The organism is Treponema sp. SP13, assembly GCF_050938355.1.
Taxonomy (GTDB): domain Bacteria; phylum Spirochaetota; class Spirochaetia; order Treponematales; family Treponemataceae; genus Treponema_D; species Treponema_D socranskii.
This window is the reverse complement of the sequence record NZ_JADOVM010000001.1, coordinates 601,911-618,700: the sequence shown is the minus strand read 5'-3', so window position 1 is coordinate 618,700 and position 16,790 is coordinate 601,911. Positions and strand designations below refer to the sequence as shown.

The window sequence follows — 16,790 nt, the reverse complement described above, 5'->3', positions numbered from 1 at the left end:
CAAGCCCCTTCGAGCGATTTTAGTGTTACCGTTGGCTAACTTATTGACATCGACTTTTATTCCGATTATAGTAAATGCATTTAGGATGGGACGTATGAAAAACCGTAAAAATCGTATATGGATTGCAGGTGTGCTTGTGCTTACGGCGGCGATCGTTTTGCTGTCGTGTAAAAACGACGCGGCGGCGGAGAGCGGAATAAGTTTTGACGGTAAAACGTTTGAAAAAACGTCGTTTGCGGAAATTGTTCCAAAAAACACAAAAGCTGAAATTTTTATAGACGACGATTCAAGCTGGGCGACTTATTGTAAAGGTGGGGAGCTGCTTGCCGGCAGGTTTATCAAAGGCAGAAAGGTCAGACTCAGTTCGTTTATGCTTTCACGGTACGAAGTGACGCAAGAGCTGTACAATGCGATTATGGGGCATAATCCGAGTAACTTTAACACCGGCAGCGATCAAAGGCTGCGCCCGATAGAAACGGTAAATTGGTACGATGCGATCGTCTTTTGCAATAAATTGAGCTTAAAGCTTGGGCTGAAACCGTATTACCGCATAGACAATAAAACTATTGATTGGGAAACGATTCAATACGACGAAATTCCCGATACGGAAAATACGGAATGGGATGAGGTCGTTTTTGATGGCGGCAGCGGTTTTCGGCTTCCGACGGAAGCCGAATGGGAATTTGCCGCGCGGGGCGGCAACGCGAAAAGCGTTGTATGGAAATATGCGTTTTCCGGAACGCAGTGTACGCCGCTTGAACCGGAGCATTTTCGAAATAGACGAATCGATGTAAATCTCGGTCTATACGGTTGGTATGAAAAAAACAGCGATACAAAATCACATGCGGTTGGGACGAGGAATCCGAATAGTCTCGGTCTCTACGATATGTCGGGCAACGTTGCTGAATGGTGTTTCGATTGGAATACTCCTTTGATAGGGGAAATCGATATGGAAGAAGATCCGCACGGGGGGCCGCCGCCGTCGCCGCCGGATGAGAGAGTCAGAGTCGTTAGGGGCGGCAGCTTCCGTAATGCGGCCTATGATTGCGCGGTATCGCGTCTCGATCGGTACTATCCGTACCGCCGCAGTAATTTTGTCGGAATTCGCCTTGCGCGCAGTTTGTAAGCGCGGGCGTATCGACAGTACGGCAAAAATGCTAAAATCACGCACGAGGTTATTTATGGAAAATATGATGCAGTATCTTAAAGATATCGATAAAGAAAAACTGAAAACGGTTTTGGAAATAAAAGAAGCGTACAACGGCGGGCGTATGAGCCTGGAAGAGGCAAAGCGGATTTTAAAGGAAAAAGTAAAAAAGCTTACGCCTGCGGAAATCGCCGTTGCCGAGCAGGAGCTTAAAGAATTCGAAGACGACGAATGCCGTAAAGAAAATATTCAAAGCATGCTCGTCCTTTTTGAAGATATCATGGACACATCCCGCCCCGATCTGCCGGCCGACCATCCGATTATGTGCTATTACCGCGAAAACGACGCGCTTTTAAAAATCATGCTTGAAATCGAAGATTTGGTTCAATACCCGCTCATCAAAAATCAATGGCTCGAAATCTACGATAAGCTGGCGCAGTATCGTCTGCACTTTTCCCGCAAGCAAAATCAACTGTATTCCATGCTTGAGCGCAAGGGCTTCGACCGCCCGACGACGACGATGTGGACACTCGACGATTTTATCCGCGACGAGATAAAAGACGCGCGCACGCTTTTGGAAGAAGGTAAAGACGATGCCTTTCTCGCGATGCAGTCGACGATCGTCGCCGACGTGCGCGATTTGATTTCCAAAGAAAACACGATTTTGTATCCGACCTCTCTTGCGATGCTCACTCCGGAAGAATTCGAAGATATGAAAATCGGCGACAGAGAAATCGGTTTTGCGTGGATCGATGTAAACTCAAGTTCCGCAAAAAGCGGAGCGGCTGCTTCTTCGAACGGCAGCTGTGCGGATGCGAAAAATTCGGCCGGCGAAAGCGGCGATTTTGCAAGCGACCTTGCAAAGCTTTTACAAAAACACGGTTACGCAGCTTCCGCCGGCGAAGAATTCGACGTTACGACGGGACGCTTGACGCTCGATCAAATCAATTTGATCTATAAACACATGCCGGTCGATATTTCCTATGTCGATGAAAATGAAATCGTCCGCTTTTACACCGATACCGAACACCGTGTATTTCCGCGCAGCAAAAACGTTATCGGTCGCGACGTAAAAAATTGTCATCCGAAAGCGAGCGTTCACATCGTCGAAGAAATTATTAAAAAATTCAGAAGCGGCGAAGAGAGCGAAGCGGAGTTTTGGATAAATAAGCCCGGTCTTTTTATCTATATCACGTATATCGCGGTGCGCGATGCCGACGGGCGCTTCCGCGGCATTTTGGAGATGATGCAGGACTGCACGCATATCAGAAGTCTCGAAGGCTCGCAGACGCTTTTGACGTGGAGCAGCGGCAAAAAAGAGAGCGGTTATGCAGCCGGTGGTTCTCCGCGCAGCAATGCCGATGATGCCGCTTCGGGAAGCAATGCATCGGACGCGGAAAGCTTGCCGAAAAAAGAAGGAGCCGAAGCAGAGGCGGCTGCGCCGGAACATTCTTCGGAAAACGGGGACATGGCAAATTCTTCGGCAAGTACGACCGGTGCAAAGCTCTTCCCGCTCAAAAGCGAAACGAAGCTTTCGGATTTGCTTGCATCCTACCCGTGGTTGAAAGCCGAACTTCCGTCGATCAATCCCGCATTTAAAATGCTTCAGACGCCGCTCGCCCGCATTATGATTTCGAAGGCGACCGTTTCTATGATGAGCGAGCGCAGTCAAATGCCGATGGACGAATTGATCGCGGCGATCGAAGCGAAGATAAAAGCTCACGACGGAAAATAAATCGAACACAGAGGCGCAAAGCCCGCCTTTTTGTTTGCCGGCAAAGAGACTTGAATCCCTCCGCTCGTGTACATCCTGTACACTCCCTGCGGGAACGCCTCCGCTCGCTTCCGGCGGCATCCTGCCGCCTCTTCTTCGCACCTGCTCAGCGCGAGCTTCGGAGTTCAAGTCTCTGTCTCCGAATGTGCGGCATTTTTATTAATAATTGATTTATATGTCGATATGGAATATTTTCTTGTTGCCGGCAAAGAGACTTGAACTCTTACGGCCTTGCGGCCAAGGGATTTTGAGTCCCTCGTGTCTACCATTCCACCATGCCGGCGCGGCAGGTACTACTATACCGAAAGAGAAGTAGATTTGCAAGTGCGCGGTGGAACGCTCACGGAAATCAATTTTCAATGAGTAATTGTTAATGTGTAATGGGTAATTCCTGAAACTTGTATAATAAAAGTAGACAGATATAATTAGGAATAATTATGGGAAGAGTGTACAAAAATTATACAAAGGAAATGAAAGAGCAAGCTTGTCGACTGGTACTTGAATCAAAGATGCCAGTGAGGATTGTAGCCGAAAGGTTTAATGTAGGATTGCAGCTTGTGTATCGTTGGATAGGTCTGTATGAAGCCTATGGAGAAGAAGCTTTTGTCGGTTCAGGCAAACTTCGCAGTGAAGAAGCGAAGCTGAAGCGGCTACAAAAGGAAAACGAATACTTACGGCTGGAGAATGAAATCTTAAAAAAACTCCGGGCATACTATGCGGAACAAGAAGCGAACAAGTCAAATTGACCAAAAAGCTTTTTCCTCAAGAAAAAGTAAGCATAGTATGCCGAATACTTGGAGTTTCGCGTAGCAGTTATTACCGGCCAAAACGGTCGATAAAAGAGGAAGAAAGCGCACTTGAAAAGATCATCGTTTCCACATTTAAAAGAAATGATGGTAATTCAGGAAGGATACGCATAAAAAAAGAACTCGCCAATAACGGAATAAAGGTGAGTGAATGGAAAATCAGCCGTATATTGAAAAAATACGGGTTAATAGCCAAAGGGGGCAGAAAGAAAAGTAAAAAAGCGGTACAGCAAAAGAAAGTGCATGCCAAAGAAAAAATTATAAGGCAAAATCTGATTAAAGATAAGTTTGCTGTAACTGTGCCTAATAAACTGTGGAGTTCCGACATAAGTGAGTTTAGGATAGCAGGCAGAAAACTGTATGTATGCGCAATAATTGATGTAGGAACAAGGCGTATTGTCGGATGGGCTATTGCTTTGCATATGAGGGAAAGCATTGTCCATGATGCTTTTACTATGGCGTATGGGAGAAATCCCCGTCTTGCCCAACAGCCTTATTATCATTCGGATGGCGCAGCTCAGTTCACTTCGAAAGAAACAACACAGTTGGTTGAAGAAGCGGGTTTTATGAAAAGTGTTTCACGTCCGGGAGTTCCGCAGGACAATCAGCCTATTGAGAGCTTTTGGAAAACGCTGAAACGGGAAATGCCTTCGATAAGGCATATGAGGTTTGATGAGGCAAAGATGACTATCGTCAAATATATTGAGCTTTATTATAACAGTGTCAGGCTTCATTCGAGCATCGGCTATCAATGCCCGAATGATGTTTTCTATAAAATAGTAATTTAACTTGTCTATTAATGGTGTACAAGTTTCTCCCCATAAACCCGTCGACGAACTCACCTTTACCGACGACTTTATGTTCGGCACGGTCATGAAAAACAAAGCGATTTGTAAGGGCGTCATCGAACGGCTCCTGCATATCAAAGTCGGCAAAATCGAATATCCCTCGCTGCAAAAAACAATAGCACCCTTTTACGAAAGCAAGGGCATACGCCTCGACGTCTATGTCTCAGACCCAGAGCGCGTATTCGATATAGAAATACAAACGTCACTTCCGCCCTCTCTTCCCAAACGTGCACGTTATTACCAAAGCCTTATGGATGTCGATAACCTCTTGAGAGGACAAAGCTACGCCGAACTGAAAGAGAGCTACGTCATTTTTATCTGTACGCAGGATCCCTTCGGCAAAGGCCTACCCGCTTACGAGTTTCGTAATATCTGTACCGCCGACGGCAGCATTCTTCTTGATGACAAATCGTATAAAGTATTTTATAATGTGGGTGCCTACGGTAAAGAAAAAGAACCTGAATCGAGTGCATTGTTGGAGTATCTTTGCGAGAGGCGGGCGACGAGCGGTTTTACACAGCACATCGATGAGCTTGTCGAAAAAGCGAAACGGAACGAAAAGTTCAGGAGCTGGTATATGTCGTTGAATATTTGGAAAGATGATTTACTAAGAGAGGGTTCACAGCAGGGGGAAAAGATCGGCTTTGAACGGGGCGTTGCTACGGGAATACGCAAAGGCAGGAGAGACGGACTTTTACAAGGCAGACGCGACGGTATCGCCGCGGGTTCATATCAAGCAAAGCGGGAAACGGCAAAGCTGATGCAGCGAGAAAGCTGTTCTGTCGATTTTATACAGCGGATGACCGGTCTCTCGGAAGCGGAAATCAAAAAACTGTAATAGTGTTTGCTGTGAAGCTCGACATCCGGCCTTTTAGGTAAAAATTGATTTCCGTGGAAACGCTATAATTATTTTTATGGTACACAACGCGGGTGCGGCCGACTTTATCGGTGCGGAGCCGGAGCGGGTGCTGAAAGCCGTTTTCGGTTACGATTCTTTTCGGCCCTTTCAAAAAGAGATTATCGCGTCGGTGCTCGCCGGAAAGGATACGCTCGCCGTTATGCCGACCGGCGGCGGCAAATCGCTGTGCTGCCAAATACCCGCGCTCATCTTCGACGGCCTGACGATCGTCGTTTCTCCGCTCATCGCGCTCATGCAGGATCAAGTGTCCGCCCTTGCCGAAAACGGTGTCAGCGCCGTGTTTTTAAACAGCACGCTCGAATGGGACGACTATCGAAAAGCTTCGGACGATATCCGTTCGGGAAAGATAAAGCTCGTTTACGTTTCGCCCGAAGGTCTTGCGACGGAGCGCTTAAAAGATTTATTTTGTTCCGACGGCGTCAAAGTGAGCTGCGTTACGATCGACGAAGCGCACTGTATCAGCGAGTGGGGGCACGATTTTCGTCCCGACTATCTCGAACTCGCTTCCGTGCGGAATCTTTTTTCCGATGCCGTGTGCCTTGCGCTGACGGCGACCGCGACGGCTTCCGTGCGAGTCGATATTATTAAAAATCTCGGCATGAAACGATGTGAAGTTTTTGTCGCGAGTTTTAACCGCGAAAATATTTTTCTCGAAGTGCAGCCGAAACGCAATGCGCTCGGTCAAGTCGTACATTTTATTAAAAATCATCCTGATGAAAGCGGTATCGTCTATTGTTTTTCGAGGCGTGAAGTCGACGAACTTGCACGTTCTCTTTGCGATATGGGATTTTCCGCGCTGAATTATCACGCGGGATTAAGCGACGCCGAGCGCGCATCGCATCAGCAATCGTTTATCCGCGACAAAGCGCTCATCATGGTTGCAACCGTCGCATTCGGTATGGGAATCGATAAGCCGAATGTGCGTTTTGTCATCCATTATTCCGTTCCGAAATCCGTCGAACAATATTATCAGGAGATCGGCAGGGCGGGGCGCGACGGACTTCCTGCTCACGCGCTGCTCTTATACGGCGCGGAAGACGTTCAGAAAATCCGCTGGTTTTTCGACGAGAGCGCCGACCGCAAAAAATCGGAACGGCTTTTGCAAAGCATGATTTCTTATGCATCGTCAAAGATATGTCTCCGACGGTTTTTGCTTTCCTATTTCGGCGAAGAAGGTGTAAGTCAGGATGCGTCTTCGTGCTGCAGCGTTTGTGCGGCAGGAGAGCTTCCTTCGGTCGATGTGACGCTGCCCGCTCAAAAGCTTCTTTCGTGCATTCTCCGTACGCGTGAGCGTTTCGGCGCGTCCTACGTCGTCGATGTGCTTACGGGTTCTCGTGCCAAACGCATTGCGGAAAACGGACACGATTCAATTTCGACGTGGGGTATCGGAAAGGATTTTCCGAAGAGCGATTGGTTTACGCTTGCCGAAGCGCTTGTCGATGCGGGCTATCTTCATAAATCCGAAGACTACCGAGTGCTTTCTCTTTCGCAAAAAGCAAAGCGCGCTTTGGCTTTGCGTGAAAAAATCGAACTGCCGCTTTTTCTCGGAGCTTTCGAAGAAGAAGATCGGCTTCCGGCAGTAAAATCCGCAGCATCATCTTTCGGATCCGCTTCATTCGGCTTTTCGCGCAAAGCTGCAAAAAAATCGCTCCCGTCAAAAATCGTCGATCAAAGCGACGGAGATGCGCTCCGCATCGCGCGGGAACTCAAAGCATGGCGCAAAAAAATCGCCGAAAAAGAAAACGTGCCGCCGTACGTCATATTCGGAGATCGGACGATTGCCGATATTGCGGCCAAGAAACCGACAAACGACGTGGAACTTTCCCGCGTATACGGCATCGGTTCGGTAAAAGCCGACCGCTTCGGCAGTGCGATCATACGCATCGTGAAAAATGAGTAAAAATCGGCATATTTATTTGACAACCGATATACTTCATGTTACAATTCTCACGGTTTATACTTACAAAAGTAAGTATTATCGATTTGAAATGCAAATCTTCGAATCGGTAATTAAAAAATCAGGAGGCATTATGAAGAAGTTAGTGTCAATTGCACTTGTGTCCATCATAGCTTTTGCGGCGTTTGCAACAGGCGGGAGCGATGCGGCCGCATCCGGCAAAAAGAGTACGGTGCGAATCATGGTGTGGTCGTCGACGTACGATCAAAAACTCGCTCCGAACAATATCGAAGCGGATTTTGAGGAGAAATATCCTCAATACGATTTGGTCATCGACAAAATCGATTACAACGATCTCGATAAGCAGACGCTTTTATCGCATTCGACGGGCAACGATTACGATGTCATCATGGTCAATCACTCTTCGCTTTCTTCTTTTGTAAAAGGCGGTGTCGTCGCTCCGCTCGACAAATATTTAAAAGACGGTTCGATAGACCTTTCATATTTTTCCGAAAGAGCGGTCAACGCGAGCAAGTTCGGCGGTAAAATGTACGGTATACCCTTCGATCCCGACTGCCGCATCCTTGCGTATAACGTAAAAATTCTTCGTGAGCTCGGAATGCAGCCTCCGAAAAATACGGACGATATGCTGAAAATCGCAAAAGCGGGTTATAAAAAAGGATATTATGCGATGGCAGGCGGACTCAATCGCTCGACATTTTGCGTATACGATCTCGGCGGTTTTATGCTCAACTGGGGTATCCATGTGTACGAACAGGATAAAAACGGCAAATACGTCGCACGGCTCGGCACTCCCGAAGCCGTCGATTATATGAAGTGGGCGCAGCAAATGTATGCGTGTATGCCGCAGGACGGAAACCTCGACAACACCGTCGCGCGGAGTATGTTCGCTCAAGGCAAAGTCGTCATGATGTGGTGGACGCCTTCTCAGATCGCGAGCGTCATTCCGAAATTTGCCGACAGAGCCGATCTCGATTTCGTTCAGATGCCGGTCGGACCGACGGGATATCGTTCATCAGCTATGGGCGGTTATATGTGGGGTATCGGTTCCGGTGCGAAAAATCCCGACGGCGCGTGGGCATTTTTACGCTATGCGCTCCAGCCTGAAGTGCAGGGAAAAATCGCCCGCGGTCTTCCCGCCGATTCGCGCGCTTTCGACTATCCTCCGTTTAACAAGCCCGATTACACCGTATTCCGCGAACAGCTTGTCAAAGCCGAATATCCGTGTCCTCTCACGTCCGTTTTGCCGAAAGTATTCGAAACGTGGAACAGACGGTACAGCGAATGCATGATGAAGCTCATCACTCCTGAAGAAGCGTGCAAACTCGGTCAGCAGGAAGTTCAGGCAGTGCTCGATACGATAAAATAATTATTAAAATTGTATAGGGTTCCGCCGCGTTTTGACGGAACCCGCATTTAATTTCAAAATCGGTGCCGGCTGATCCGTATTCGGATTGATCGGCATATCTTTTACAAAGGATTACAAAAATGAAACATAACCGGCTGCATAAAATCGTGCCCTATGTGCTCGTCGGGCCGCCGCTGATCATGATAGCGATTTTTCTGTTTTACCCGATGCTGAGAAATATCATTCTCAGTTTTTTTAATTACAATTTGAGTGAAATCGATCGACCCTTTGTCGGACTGCAAAATTATTTTGCCATGCTGTACGACAGGCGTTTATGGAATGCGCTCGGAAGGACGGGCATTTGGACTGCCGTCAATCTCCTGTTCGCCGTCTTGATCGGAGTGGGTTCCGCGTTTCTCATGTTCAGCGGTTTTAAGGGAAGCGGTGCACTGAAATCGTTTATTTTGATTCCGTGGATTTTGCCGTCCGTCGTAACGGGCTATATCTTTTCGCTTATGCTGAACGAAGATGCGGGAATCATCACGTGGATTCTCAAAGCGACCGGCGTCGTCGGACAGCATTTTTCGTTTTTCAGCAGCGGGCCGCTGTCGATGACTGCGGCCGTTACGGCGAATATTTGGCGCGCATTTCCGTTTTTTACGCTGATGATTTACGCGAAGCTCTGTACGGTTCCGAACGATCAGTTGGATGCGGCGCAGCTTGAAGGCGTACAGGGAATGAAATTGTTTCGGTACGTGCTGCTGCCTTTTGTGCGCAACATACTCATGTCGTGTATTTTTTTGTGCTTTATTTGGACGTTTAACGCGTACGATATTATGAAAGTTATGACAAACGGCGGACCGGCGGAAATGACGACAACGATGTCGCTGCTCATCCAGCGCGAAGCGTTTACGTATTTTTCGCTCAGCAACGCGGCTACGATGAGTGTGTATATGTTTTGCGTTATGCTGATCGTCATCGGCATCGGCGCGCTCTTGCGACTCCTGATCGGAGGTAAAAATTATGACTGATTTAAAACGGCGTTCTTTTTTTACGATAGAGATTGTCTATCTGTTTGCGGCGATCCTGTTCGTCATCGTTTTGTTTCCGTTTTATTGGATTTTCGTTACGTCGTTTAAAGAAACGCTTGCCGTATATGAACTGCCGCCGCGTCTTATTCCGCGCTCATTCGATTTGACCAATTACCTCCGCTCGTTTACGCAGTACAATGTCGGTATGTATTTTATCAACAGTTTAAAAGCGACGATAGCGACGGTCGTCTTTACGACGTTTTTTGCAAGCTGTTCCGCTTTTGCACTGACGCGTCTCAACTTCAAAGGCAAAAAAACGATACGGCGATTCCTCGGCGTAACGCAAATGTTTCCCGTCGTCGTACTGTTGGTACCGCTCTTTCTCCTGTGCAACAGATTTCATCTTTACAATACGCTTCCGTCGATCGTCATCCCATACGTTGCGCTGCAGCTTCCCGTTTCGATTATCCTGCAGTCGAGCTATTACAACGATGTTCCCGACGCGCTCGAAGAAGCGGCCCGCCTCGACGGCTGCAATACGTTTCAAATACTGGCGCACGTTTTTTTTCCGCTCGTTACGCCGGGTATCGTCGCGACAAGTGTGTATACGTTTATTCAAGTGTGGCAGGAGTTTCTCATCGCATCGTCATTTATTACGAGCAGAAATAAATTTACGCTTACCGTCGGCTTGACGACGTTTCGCGGAGACGAAATGACGGACTGGGGTGCGCTCATGGCGACGAGTGTCATCATCGCAGTCCCTGCGTTGATTTTGTTTAATCTCGCACAGGATTTCTTTATCAATAAAGTCGTCGGAAGCGTCAAAGAATGATAGACGACGAAAAACTGCTCGACATCGCGATCGATTATTACATCAGAAAAAAAACGCAGGCGGAAATCGCTCGGGTGTACAATGTATCGCATGTGCAGATCGGAAACTATCTGAAAGAGGCGCAGCGGAAAGGCATCGTCACGATTTCGGTAAACCTTCCGGTAAGTAAAGACGAAACGGATAACCTCAACGAGCTTTTTAAAACGATTTTTCATATAAAAAATGTCGTGCTCGTACAGGGCAGCGACAATTCGGATAAAGCGCTCGAGCGCGTTGCGGAAAAAGCCGCTTCGTATATGCTCGAAACGCTGCCGAATAACGTATCGCGCATCGGCATCGGCTGGGGTAAAACGATGCACGATGTAACGCTTGTAAAAAATCGAGGAGAGCGGAAAACGAACTGGATGTATTACCCCGCGTGCCTGCTCGAAGCCGACGGCGATAATCCGTATTTCGATACGGTGCGTCTTACCCGTAACCTTGCGAAAAATTGGGGCGGGCAAGTCGACGGCGGCTTTATCGATCGTTTGCTTATCGAACGGAAATTTCCCGGCGGGCGGATCGCGTCGAAAGAAAACGACGCATGGCGGGCGCTTCACGTGCTTGTCGCGGGCTTGGGATGCGCGACGAGCCGCTTTCCGTCGCAGCGCGAGGGGATGTTTACGAGCGAAGTGTTCAAGGAAATCAACACGAAAAATATCGTCGGCGACATCCTTCACAATTATTACGATATCGACGGCAATATGTATACGATCGCAGACGATGAAATACTTATCCCCGTCGACGATATCCGACGCGTTCCATGGGTCGTCGCGGTCGCGTGCGGTTTTACAAAAGTGGAAAGCATCATCGGCGGACTGCGTACCGGCCTTATCGATACGCTCGTGACGGATATTCAGACGGCGCATCACGTCATCGATTATTTAAAATGACCGCCGGGGAGCGCGGGTACATACGGGAGGATGCAGCCGATGGAAAGGTTTCTCATCGTCGTCGCAGGAAAGGCGGGAAGCGGAAAGACGACACTTTCGAAAAAACTCGCCGCTTTGCTCGGTCTGCCGTACTTCGATTACGATACGTTCGTGCAGCCCTTTCTCGAAGCGATAGAACAAAAGTACGGCATCGGAGACGACGGCAGAAATCGATTTTATCGATCGTGGCGAAGCGCGAGCTACCGCACGCTGTGGGATGTCGTTTTGGAAAATATCCGGCTCGGACGGAGCGCCGTCATGTCGGCGCCGCTTTCCGAAGAACTGCGCGACGCGGACTGGCCCGAAAAACTCTTTGCAAAATCGGAAACGCCGTTTTCTCTTTTGTTGTGCTATATGGCGCCTCCGCCCGATATGCATTATACTATGGTCGCCCGGCGCGCGTCGAAGCGGGATTCCGACGTGCTCGGCGATCGAAAAAAATTCGATGCGCAGTATGCGGCGCAAAAGCCTGCATGGGATAAAAACTGCGTGCTCCTGCTCGATTCCGGCGACATCGATACGAATATGAAGCTCGTATTGCAGGCGATCGAAGAGAGAAATTTTAAAATCGGAGAGAGCTGATCCGTATTTCGATTTTTCGGCGTCTGCGAAAGTCATCCGACGCAAAACTGCAGTCGGCATTTTTTCAGCGAAAGCTGTAAAGATTATTTTGAATATATTTTTTTGGAGGTATATATGGCATTGGTAACGATGAAGTATGAAATGACGAAAGCGGAAAAAGGAAATTACGCCGTTCCCGCGTTTAACTTTTTTTCGTTTTCGAATCTCGTCGGCATCGCACAGGGAGCGAAAAATAAAAACAGCCCCGTCATAGCGATGGCAACGGTAAACGGCATGAAGATCATGGGCGAAAAAGCGACGGTGAAGATGTGCGAAGGCGTTTCCGAAGATTACGGGATCAATATGATACTGCACCTCGATCACTGTCAGGATTACGACATGATCCGCCGCTGCGTCGACAACGGATTTACGTCTGTTATGATCGATGCATCTTCGAAAAGCTATCAGGAAAACGTCGACATCACTTCCCGCGTCGTCGAATACGCTTCAAAGTACGGCGTAACGGTTGAAGCGGAACTCGGCCACGTCGGCGGAAAAGAAGACGACATCTCGGTTGATGAAATGTCCGCGCTTTTTACGCAGCCTGAAGAAGCGGTCAAATTCGTCAACGCGACGCACGTCGATTGCCTCGCCGTCGCAGTCGGAACCGTACACGGTTTTTACAAAGCGACGCCCAAACTCGATTTTCCGCGTATCGCAAAGATTCACGAACTGCTTCCGAACGTCCCGCTCGTGCTGCACGGCGGGACGGGTGTGCCCTATGACGACTTCCGCGAATCGATCAAACGCGGCGTGCGCAAAATCAATATCGGCACGGAATTTAAAGTGCACGGCGTTTTCGACGTTGCAAAAAAAGGATTTGCGGAATCGCAGAGCGAAGATCCGCGCGCCGTTGCAAAGCCGGTTATCGCAAAGTGCGCGTCCATCGCGGAAGAATTGATCGACGTGATGGGCAGCGCAAATAAAGCAGGCTGAGGCGAGATTGCCGCTTCAGGTCTTACGAGTATGTCGTTTCCAACCTGATAATTTAGAGGATACAATACTATGAGCGAAAAAAATGTGCTTGTCGTCTGTTTGAATCCGACGTTTGAGCTGACAGTCATACTCGATTCGTTTTATGAAAACGAAGTGAACCGCAGCGGCAATTATTTTACCTTTCCTTCGGGAAAGGGTGTAAACGTCGTGCGCGTGCTGACGCAGCTCGGCACCGAAGCGACCGCGTTGACGCATCTCGGCGGAAACAGAGCGCAGGAATTTATCGACCTGTGCGATGCGGAGCATATCAAGCTTGCGTATTTTACGGCGGAGAGTCCCATCCGCACGTGCATCAATATCGTCAACAGTGAAAAAAAGACGAGTACGGAAATCGTAGAAGAGCCGCTGCCGGTAGAAGAAGGCGCAGGCGCGCGCGCGTTCGATGTATTCGATTCGCTGCTTCCGAAAACCGACGCCCTCGTCATTACCGGCACTCGCGCCCGAGGTTACGAAGCCGATCTCTATCCGCGCATGGTGCAGCGCGCAAAAGAGAAGGGAAAACTCGTCGTGCTCGATATGCGCGGCGAAGACTTGCGCCTCTCGCTCGCTTCGCGTCCCGATGTCATCAAGCCGAATCTTTCCGAATTGATGGCAACGGTGGAAAACGGCCGTGTCGTTTTGGAAAACGAAAATTCCGATACGCTCCGTGAAACCGTTCGCTCGGTTACGAAAAAGATATTCGATGACTACGGGGCTAAGAGCGTTATAAGCCGAGGCAAATTCGATACGTGGGTGTACGACGGAAGCGAGTTTTTCGCTCTTCCGAATAAAGACGTACCCGTCGTCAATACGATAGGCTGTGGAGATGCACTCACCGCGGGTATGACGCATCGCCTGCTTTCGGGCGATGCTCTGAAAGACGCCGTGAGCTTCGGTATGGAGTGCGCGCTGAAAAATGCGCAGTCGCTTCGGCACGGATTGCAGTGACGGCCGGACATAAAAATAGAGGCTCCGAACAGCAACGCCACCCGGAGCCTCTACCGTCCAACATAGTTGGACATCGGAGAGAGTTTATCAGCTTATTTACAAGCTTGCCTAAAATATACTATAGTGGCGGCGTAATGTCAAGTATTTTTTTAAATTTCTTTCGAAAAATTAAATTGATCGATATCGTCGTCTTTGCCGTCTTTGCTGCCGTCACGGTGTATGCGTTTTCGTTTGCGTACAGCGGCGGCGTTGAACGCAGGGAACTCGTCGTGCATACGCCTCGCGGTGTTTTTGCGTACGATATGTCGAAAGACAGAATTATCGATGTCGAAGGTGCTATCGGCATATCCCGCATCGAAATCTCCGGCGACACCGCGCGTTTTCTCGATTCACCGTGTCCGAATAAAACCTGCGTGCAGTCGATGCCGATACGTGAAACGGGCGAATGGTCTGCGTGCCTTCCGAACCAAGTGTTCCTTAGAATAGAAGGAGGCAGGGCAGGGGCGGTCGACGCGACGGTTCGGTAAGCGCAAAACGCCGCATTTGTTTTTAATAATCGGACACTTCAAAAAACTCGGTTAGATTTTAGAGGTTTTTATTTTTGCGTTTTTGCTTTTTATTTTCCATCCGGTTCGCGAATCAACTGAATGTTGCGTTTCGAACACACATAACAGTGTGCGGGGCGACCTTCCGGTTGCGTGACAAAACGGTCGGAAAAGTGCGCGATATACGTGTTTCCGCCGATTTACAAAACTCGGCGTTCGCTCTACAATATATGAGTCGATCGGCGAAAGCCGATTTTTCCGGCCGGTCGCTTATAGGAGATGTCGCATGAAACACGTTGGAAAAGGTATTGTCGTTTTTGCAATTTTTGCCGCACTCGGCGTTTTCGCTTCGTGCAAATCGACAAAGCGGGGCGGCGCCATTGCGGAATACCGCTACGGCATGACTGTCGGCGATAAAACCGGTTATACGTTTTACCGGTTTTACGGAAACGATACGTTTTCTCGGGGTGCGTACGGCAGGGACGGTTCGAAATCGGGAGAGATCGAAACGGAGCGGGGGACGTATTCGGGCGATGTGTCCGCCGACGGAGCACTGACGCTTACCGTTACGTCGACGTTTAATGCGCTCGGCGGCACGTGGCTCGGCGTATCCGCGCCGGAAGCTGAAAGCGGAAAAATTGTCGGCGATACGTTTGAATTCAACGGCATCCGCTACGTGCGCTCCGGCGGCAAAAGCGCCGGCGAGCGTTGATGTGATTGCGTGCCGGCACCGTATACGTTTCGAACGAATGTCTTTTCATATAGTTGACACAAACGCCTCGCTTCTATATACTTACAAAACGCGTTTGCCCTTGTAGCTCAGTCGGTAGAGCGCAACCATGGTAAGGTTGAGGTCTGCAGTTCGATTCTGCACGGGGGCTCGAACAGTCGAAATTGCTGTTTAAGTCAGAGGATATCATTATGGCGAGTAAAAAGAAAGGTGCTGTTGAAATCATTGCGCTGCAGTGTACGGAATGCAAACGGAAAAATTATACGACGATGAAAAACCGCAAGAATACGCAGGGAAAGCTTGAATTGAGCAAATACTGTCCGTTCGATCGGAAACACACCGTTCATAAGGAAACAAAAGTAAAATAGCGCGCAGCCGGTGAAACGCGGCTTTTCGTTTTGCGTTTAATCGGTGCGTTCTGTCCGTTTTCGTAAAATCATGTTTTACGAAAACGGTTTTATATACTCGATGTTTGCCGTACCTGTGTGCAAACATCATTTTTTAGGCCAGTAGCTCAGCTGGTAGAGTTGCGGTCTCCAAAACCGCCTGTCGTGGGTTCGAATCCTGCCTGGCCTGTCATTTTTAGCGGGGGTACTATGTCAAAGGTTATTCAATTTTTTCGAGAAAGCAAAGCCGAACTTAAAAAAGTCGTTTGGCCGTCCCGTGACGACGTCGTCTCTTCCGTAATCGTAGTTATCATTTCGACGTTTATCGTCGCCGTCATACTCGGTTTGCTCGATTTGGGATTTACCGCTGCGTTCCGCGCGATTATGAAATAGGAAAGCGCTGCATGGCAAAGAATTGGTATATTCTGCATACCTATACGGGGTATGAGCAGAAGATCGAGCGGACGATCAGGTTGCTGCTCGAGTCGAAAGATATAGATCCCACGGTCGTCACCGATGTAAAAGTTCCCGTCGAAGAGATCATCGAAGTAAAAGACGGTAAACAACGTTCGCGCAAAAATAAATTTTTGCCGGGCTACATCATGCTTGAAATGGATTTGCCCGAACTCGATTGGAAAAAGACGTGTACGGCGATCCGCCGCATTCAGGGCGTGACGGGTTTTGTCGGTACGAATCCGAGCGATCGGCCGCGTCCTATTTCCGTTGACGAAGCGAAAAACCTGCTGCAAAAATCCGGCGCGATAAAGGGTGAAAAAACCGTGCGCGTCAAGCAGTCGTACGCCGTCGGCGACAAAGTGAAGATCATCGATGGTCCTTTTGCGACGTTCAGCGGGGACATCGACGAAGTGAATACGGAAAAAGACAGGCTTCGCGTTACGGTGCAGATTTTCGGCCGTGCGACGCCCGTCGAAGTCAGCCTCATGCAGGTTGAAAAGATCTAGATATAACAAAGTTCGGAATCAGGATCCGC

At 48.9% G+C, this 16,790-nt stretch carries 18 protein-coding genes and 3 tRNA genes; 20 read left to right on the top strand and 1 reads right to left on the bottom strand.

Going from position 1 to position 16,790, the window contains the following annotated elements; genetic code table 11:
* The first annotated feature begins 94 nt into the window (after positions 1 to 94).
* Both IZU26_RS02780 and IZU26_RS02775 read left to right on the top strand, forming a co-directional pair.
* Positions 95 to 1,126: a formylglycine-generating enzyme family protein gene (locus IZU26_RS02780; protein ID WP_433276589.1), complete on the top strand. Its 1,032-nt coding sequence runs from the start codon at positions 95 to 97 to the stop codon at positions 1,124 to 1,126.
* Between the two features lie 55 nt (positions 1,127 to 1,181).
* On the top strand, positions 1,182 to 2,882 hold the full coding sequence (locus IZU26_RS02775; protein ID WP_433276587.1) for a DUF438 domain-containing protein: 1,701 nt from the start codon (positions 1,182 to 1,184) through the stop codon (positions 2,880 to 2,882).
* A gap of 239 nt (positions 2,883 to 3,121) precedes the next feature.
* On the opposite strand, the gene IZU26_RS02770 is transcribed toward IZU26_RS02775, so the two are convergent.
* Positions 3,122 to 3,204, bottom strand: a tRNA-Leu gene (locus IZU26_RS02770).
* 154 nt (positions 3,205 to 3,358) lie between these two features.
* Here IZU26_RS02770 and IZU26_RS02765 point away from each other — a divergent pair.
* The 18 genes from IZU26_RS02765 to nusG all read left to right on the top strand — a co-directional run bounded on the left by IZU26_RS02765 (position 3,359) and on the right by nusG (position 16,761).
* The gene (locus IZU26_RS02765) at positions 3,359 to 3,667 is read left to right on the top strand and encodes a transposase (protein WP_310822440.1); all 309 of its coding nucleotides are present in this window, start codon (positions 3,359 to 3,361) and stop codon (positions 3,665 to 3,667) included.
* Entirely contained in the window at positions 3,664 to 4,515 is an 852-nt protein-coding gene (locus tag IZU26_RS02760) for an IS3 family transposase (protein WP_433276584.1), read from the top strand. The genes IZU26_RS02765 and IZU26_RS02760 overlap by 4 nt, the downstream gene beginning before the upstream one ends.
* A gap of 1 nt (position 4,516) precedes the next feature.
* Positions 4,517 to 5,413, top strand: a complete 897-nt coding sequence (locus IZU26_RS02755) for an Rpn family recombination-promoting nuclease/putative transposase (RefSeq protein WP_433276582.1) — start codon at positions 4,517 to 4,519, stop codon at positions 5,411 to 5,413.
* Between the two features lie 76 nt (positions 5,414 to 5,489).
* Positions 5,490 to 7,394 carry a DNA helicase RecQ gene (recQ, locus tag IZU26_RS02750; protein ID WP_433276580.1) on the top strand — a complete coding sequence of 635 codons (1,905 nt, stop codon included), beginning with the start codon at positions 5,490 to 5,492 and terminating at the stop codon, positions 7,392 to 7,394.
* A gap of 130 nt (positions 7,395 to 7,524) precedes the next feature.
* The gene (locus tag IZU26_RS02745; RefSeq protein WP_433276578.1) at positions 7,525 to 8,781 is read left to right on the top strand and encodes an ABC transporter substrate-binding protein; all 1,257 of its coding nucleotides are present in this window, start codon (positions 7,525 to 7,527) and stop codon (positions 8,779 to 8,781) included.
* A 119-nt stretch (positions 8,782 to 8,900) separates the two neighbouring features.
* On the top strand, positions 8,901 to 9,791 hold the full coding sequence (locus IZU26_RS02740) for a carbohydrate ABC transporter permease (RefSeq protein ID WP_433276576.1): 891 nt from the start codon (positions 8,901 to 8,903) through the stop codon (positions 9,789 to 9,791).
* Positions 9,784 to 10,623: a carbohydrate ABC transporter permease gene (locus tag IZU26_RS02735; RefSeq protein WP_433276574.1), complete on the top strand. Its 840-nt coding sequence runs from the start codon at positions 9,784 to 9,786 to the stop codon at positions 10,621 to 10,623. Before IZU26_RS02740 ends, IZU26_RS02735 begins: the two co-directional genes overlap by 8 nt.
* Positions 10,620 to 11,555 carry a sugar-binding transcriptional regulator gene (locus IZU26_RS02730; RefSeq protein WP_021330677.1) on the top strand — a complete coding sequence of 312 codons (936 nt, stop codon included), beginning with the start codon at positions 10,620 to 10,622 and terminating at the stop codon, positions 11,553 to 11,555. Before IZU26_RS02735 ends, IZU26_RS02730 begins: the two co-directional genes overlap by 4 nt.
* A 39-nt stretch (positions 11,556 to 11,594) precedes the next feature.
* The gene (locus IZU26_RS02725; protein WP_021330845.1) at positions 11,595 to 12,176 is read left to right on the top strand and encodes an AAA family ATPase; all 582 of its coding nucleotides are present in this window, start codon (positions 11,595 to 11,597) and stop codon (positions 12,174 to 12,176) included.
* Positions 12,177 to 12,290: 114 nt separating this feature from the next.
* Positions 12,291 to 13,151 carry a class II fructose-bisphosphate aldolase gene (locus IZU26_RS02720; RefSeq protein WP_021330599.1) on the top strand — a complete coding sequence of 287 codons (861 nt, stop codon included), beginning with the start codon at positions 12,291 to 12,293 and terminating at the stop codon, positions 13,149 to 13,151.
* A gap of 69 nt (positions 13,152 to 13,220) precedes the next feature.
* Positions 13,221 to 14,138: a 1-phosphofructokinase family hexose kinase gene (locus IZU26_RS02715; RefSeq protein ID WP_433276571.1), complete on the top strand. Its 918-nt coding sequence runs from the start codon at positions 13,221 to 13,223 to the stop codon at positions 14,136 to 14,138.
* A 134-nt stretch (positions 14,139 to 14,272) separates the two neighbouring features.
* Positions 14,273 to 14,665: a NusG domain II-containing protein gene (locus IZU26_RS02710; RefSeq protein ID WP_021330774.1), complete on the top strand. Its 393-nt coding sequence runs from the start codon at positions 14,273 to 14,275 to the stop codon at positions 14,663 to 14,665.
* 304 nt (positions 14,666 to 14,969) lie between these two features.
* Positions 14,970 to 15,395 carry a hypothetical protein gene (locus tag IZU26_RS02705; protein WP_310824006.1) on the top strand — a complete coding sequence of 142 codons (426 nt, stop codon included), beginning with the start codon at positions 14,970 to 14,972 and terminating at the stop codon, positions 15,393 to 15,395.
* A 96-nt stretch (positions 15,396 to 15,491) separates the two neighbouring features.
* Positions 15,492 to 15,564 (top strand) — tRNA-Thr (locus tag IZU26_RS02700).
* 40 nt (positions 15,565 to 15,604) lie between these two features.
* Positions 15,605 to 15,781, top strand: a complete 177-nt coding sequence (rpmG, locus tag IZU26_RS02695; RefSeq protein WP_021330783.1) for a 50S ribosomal protein L33 — start codon at positions 15,605 to 15,607, stop codon at positions 15,779 to 15,781.
* A gap of 135 nt (positions 15,782 to 15,916) precedes the next feature.
* Positions 15,917 to 15,989, top strand: a tRNA-Trp gene (locus IZU26_RS02690).
* 20 nt (positions 15,990 to 16,009) lie between these two features.
* Complete coding sequence (gene secE / locus IZU26_RS02685) at positions 16,010 to 16,192, top strand: preprotein translocase subunit SecE (RefSeq protein ID WP_021330800.1); 183 nt, start codon at positions 16,010 to 16,012, stop codon at positions 16,190 to 16,192.
* Between the two features lie 11 nt (positions 16,193 to 16,203).
* A complete protein-coding gene (gene nusG / locus IZU26_RS02680; protein ID WP_021495846.1) occupies positions 16,204 to 16,761 on the top strand; it encodes a transcription termination/antitermination protein NusG in 558 nt (185 codons plus the stop codon).
* The last annotated feature ends 29 nt before the right edge of the window (positions 16,762 to 16,790 follow it).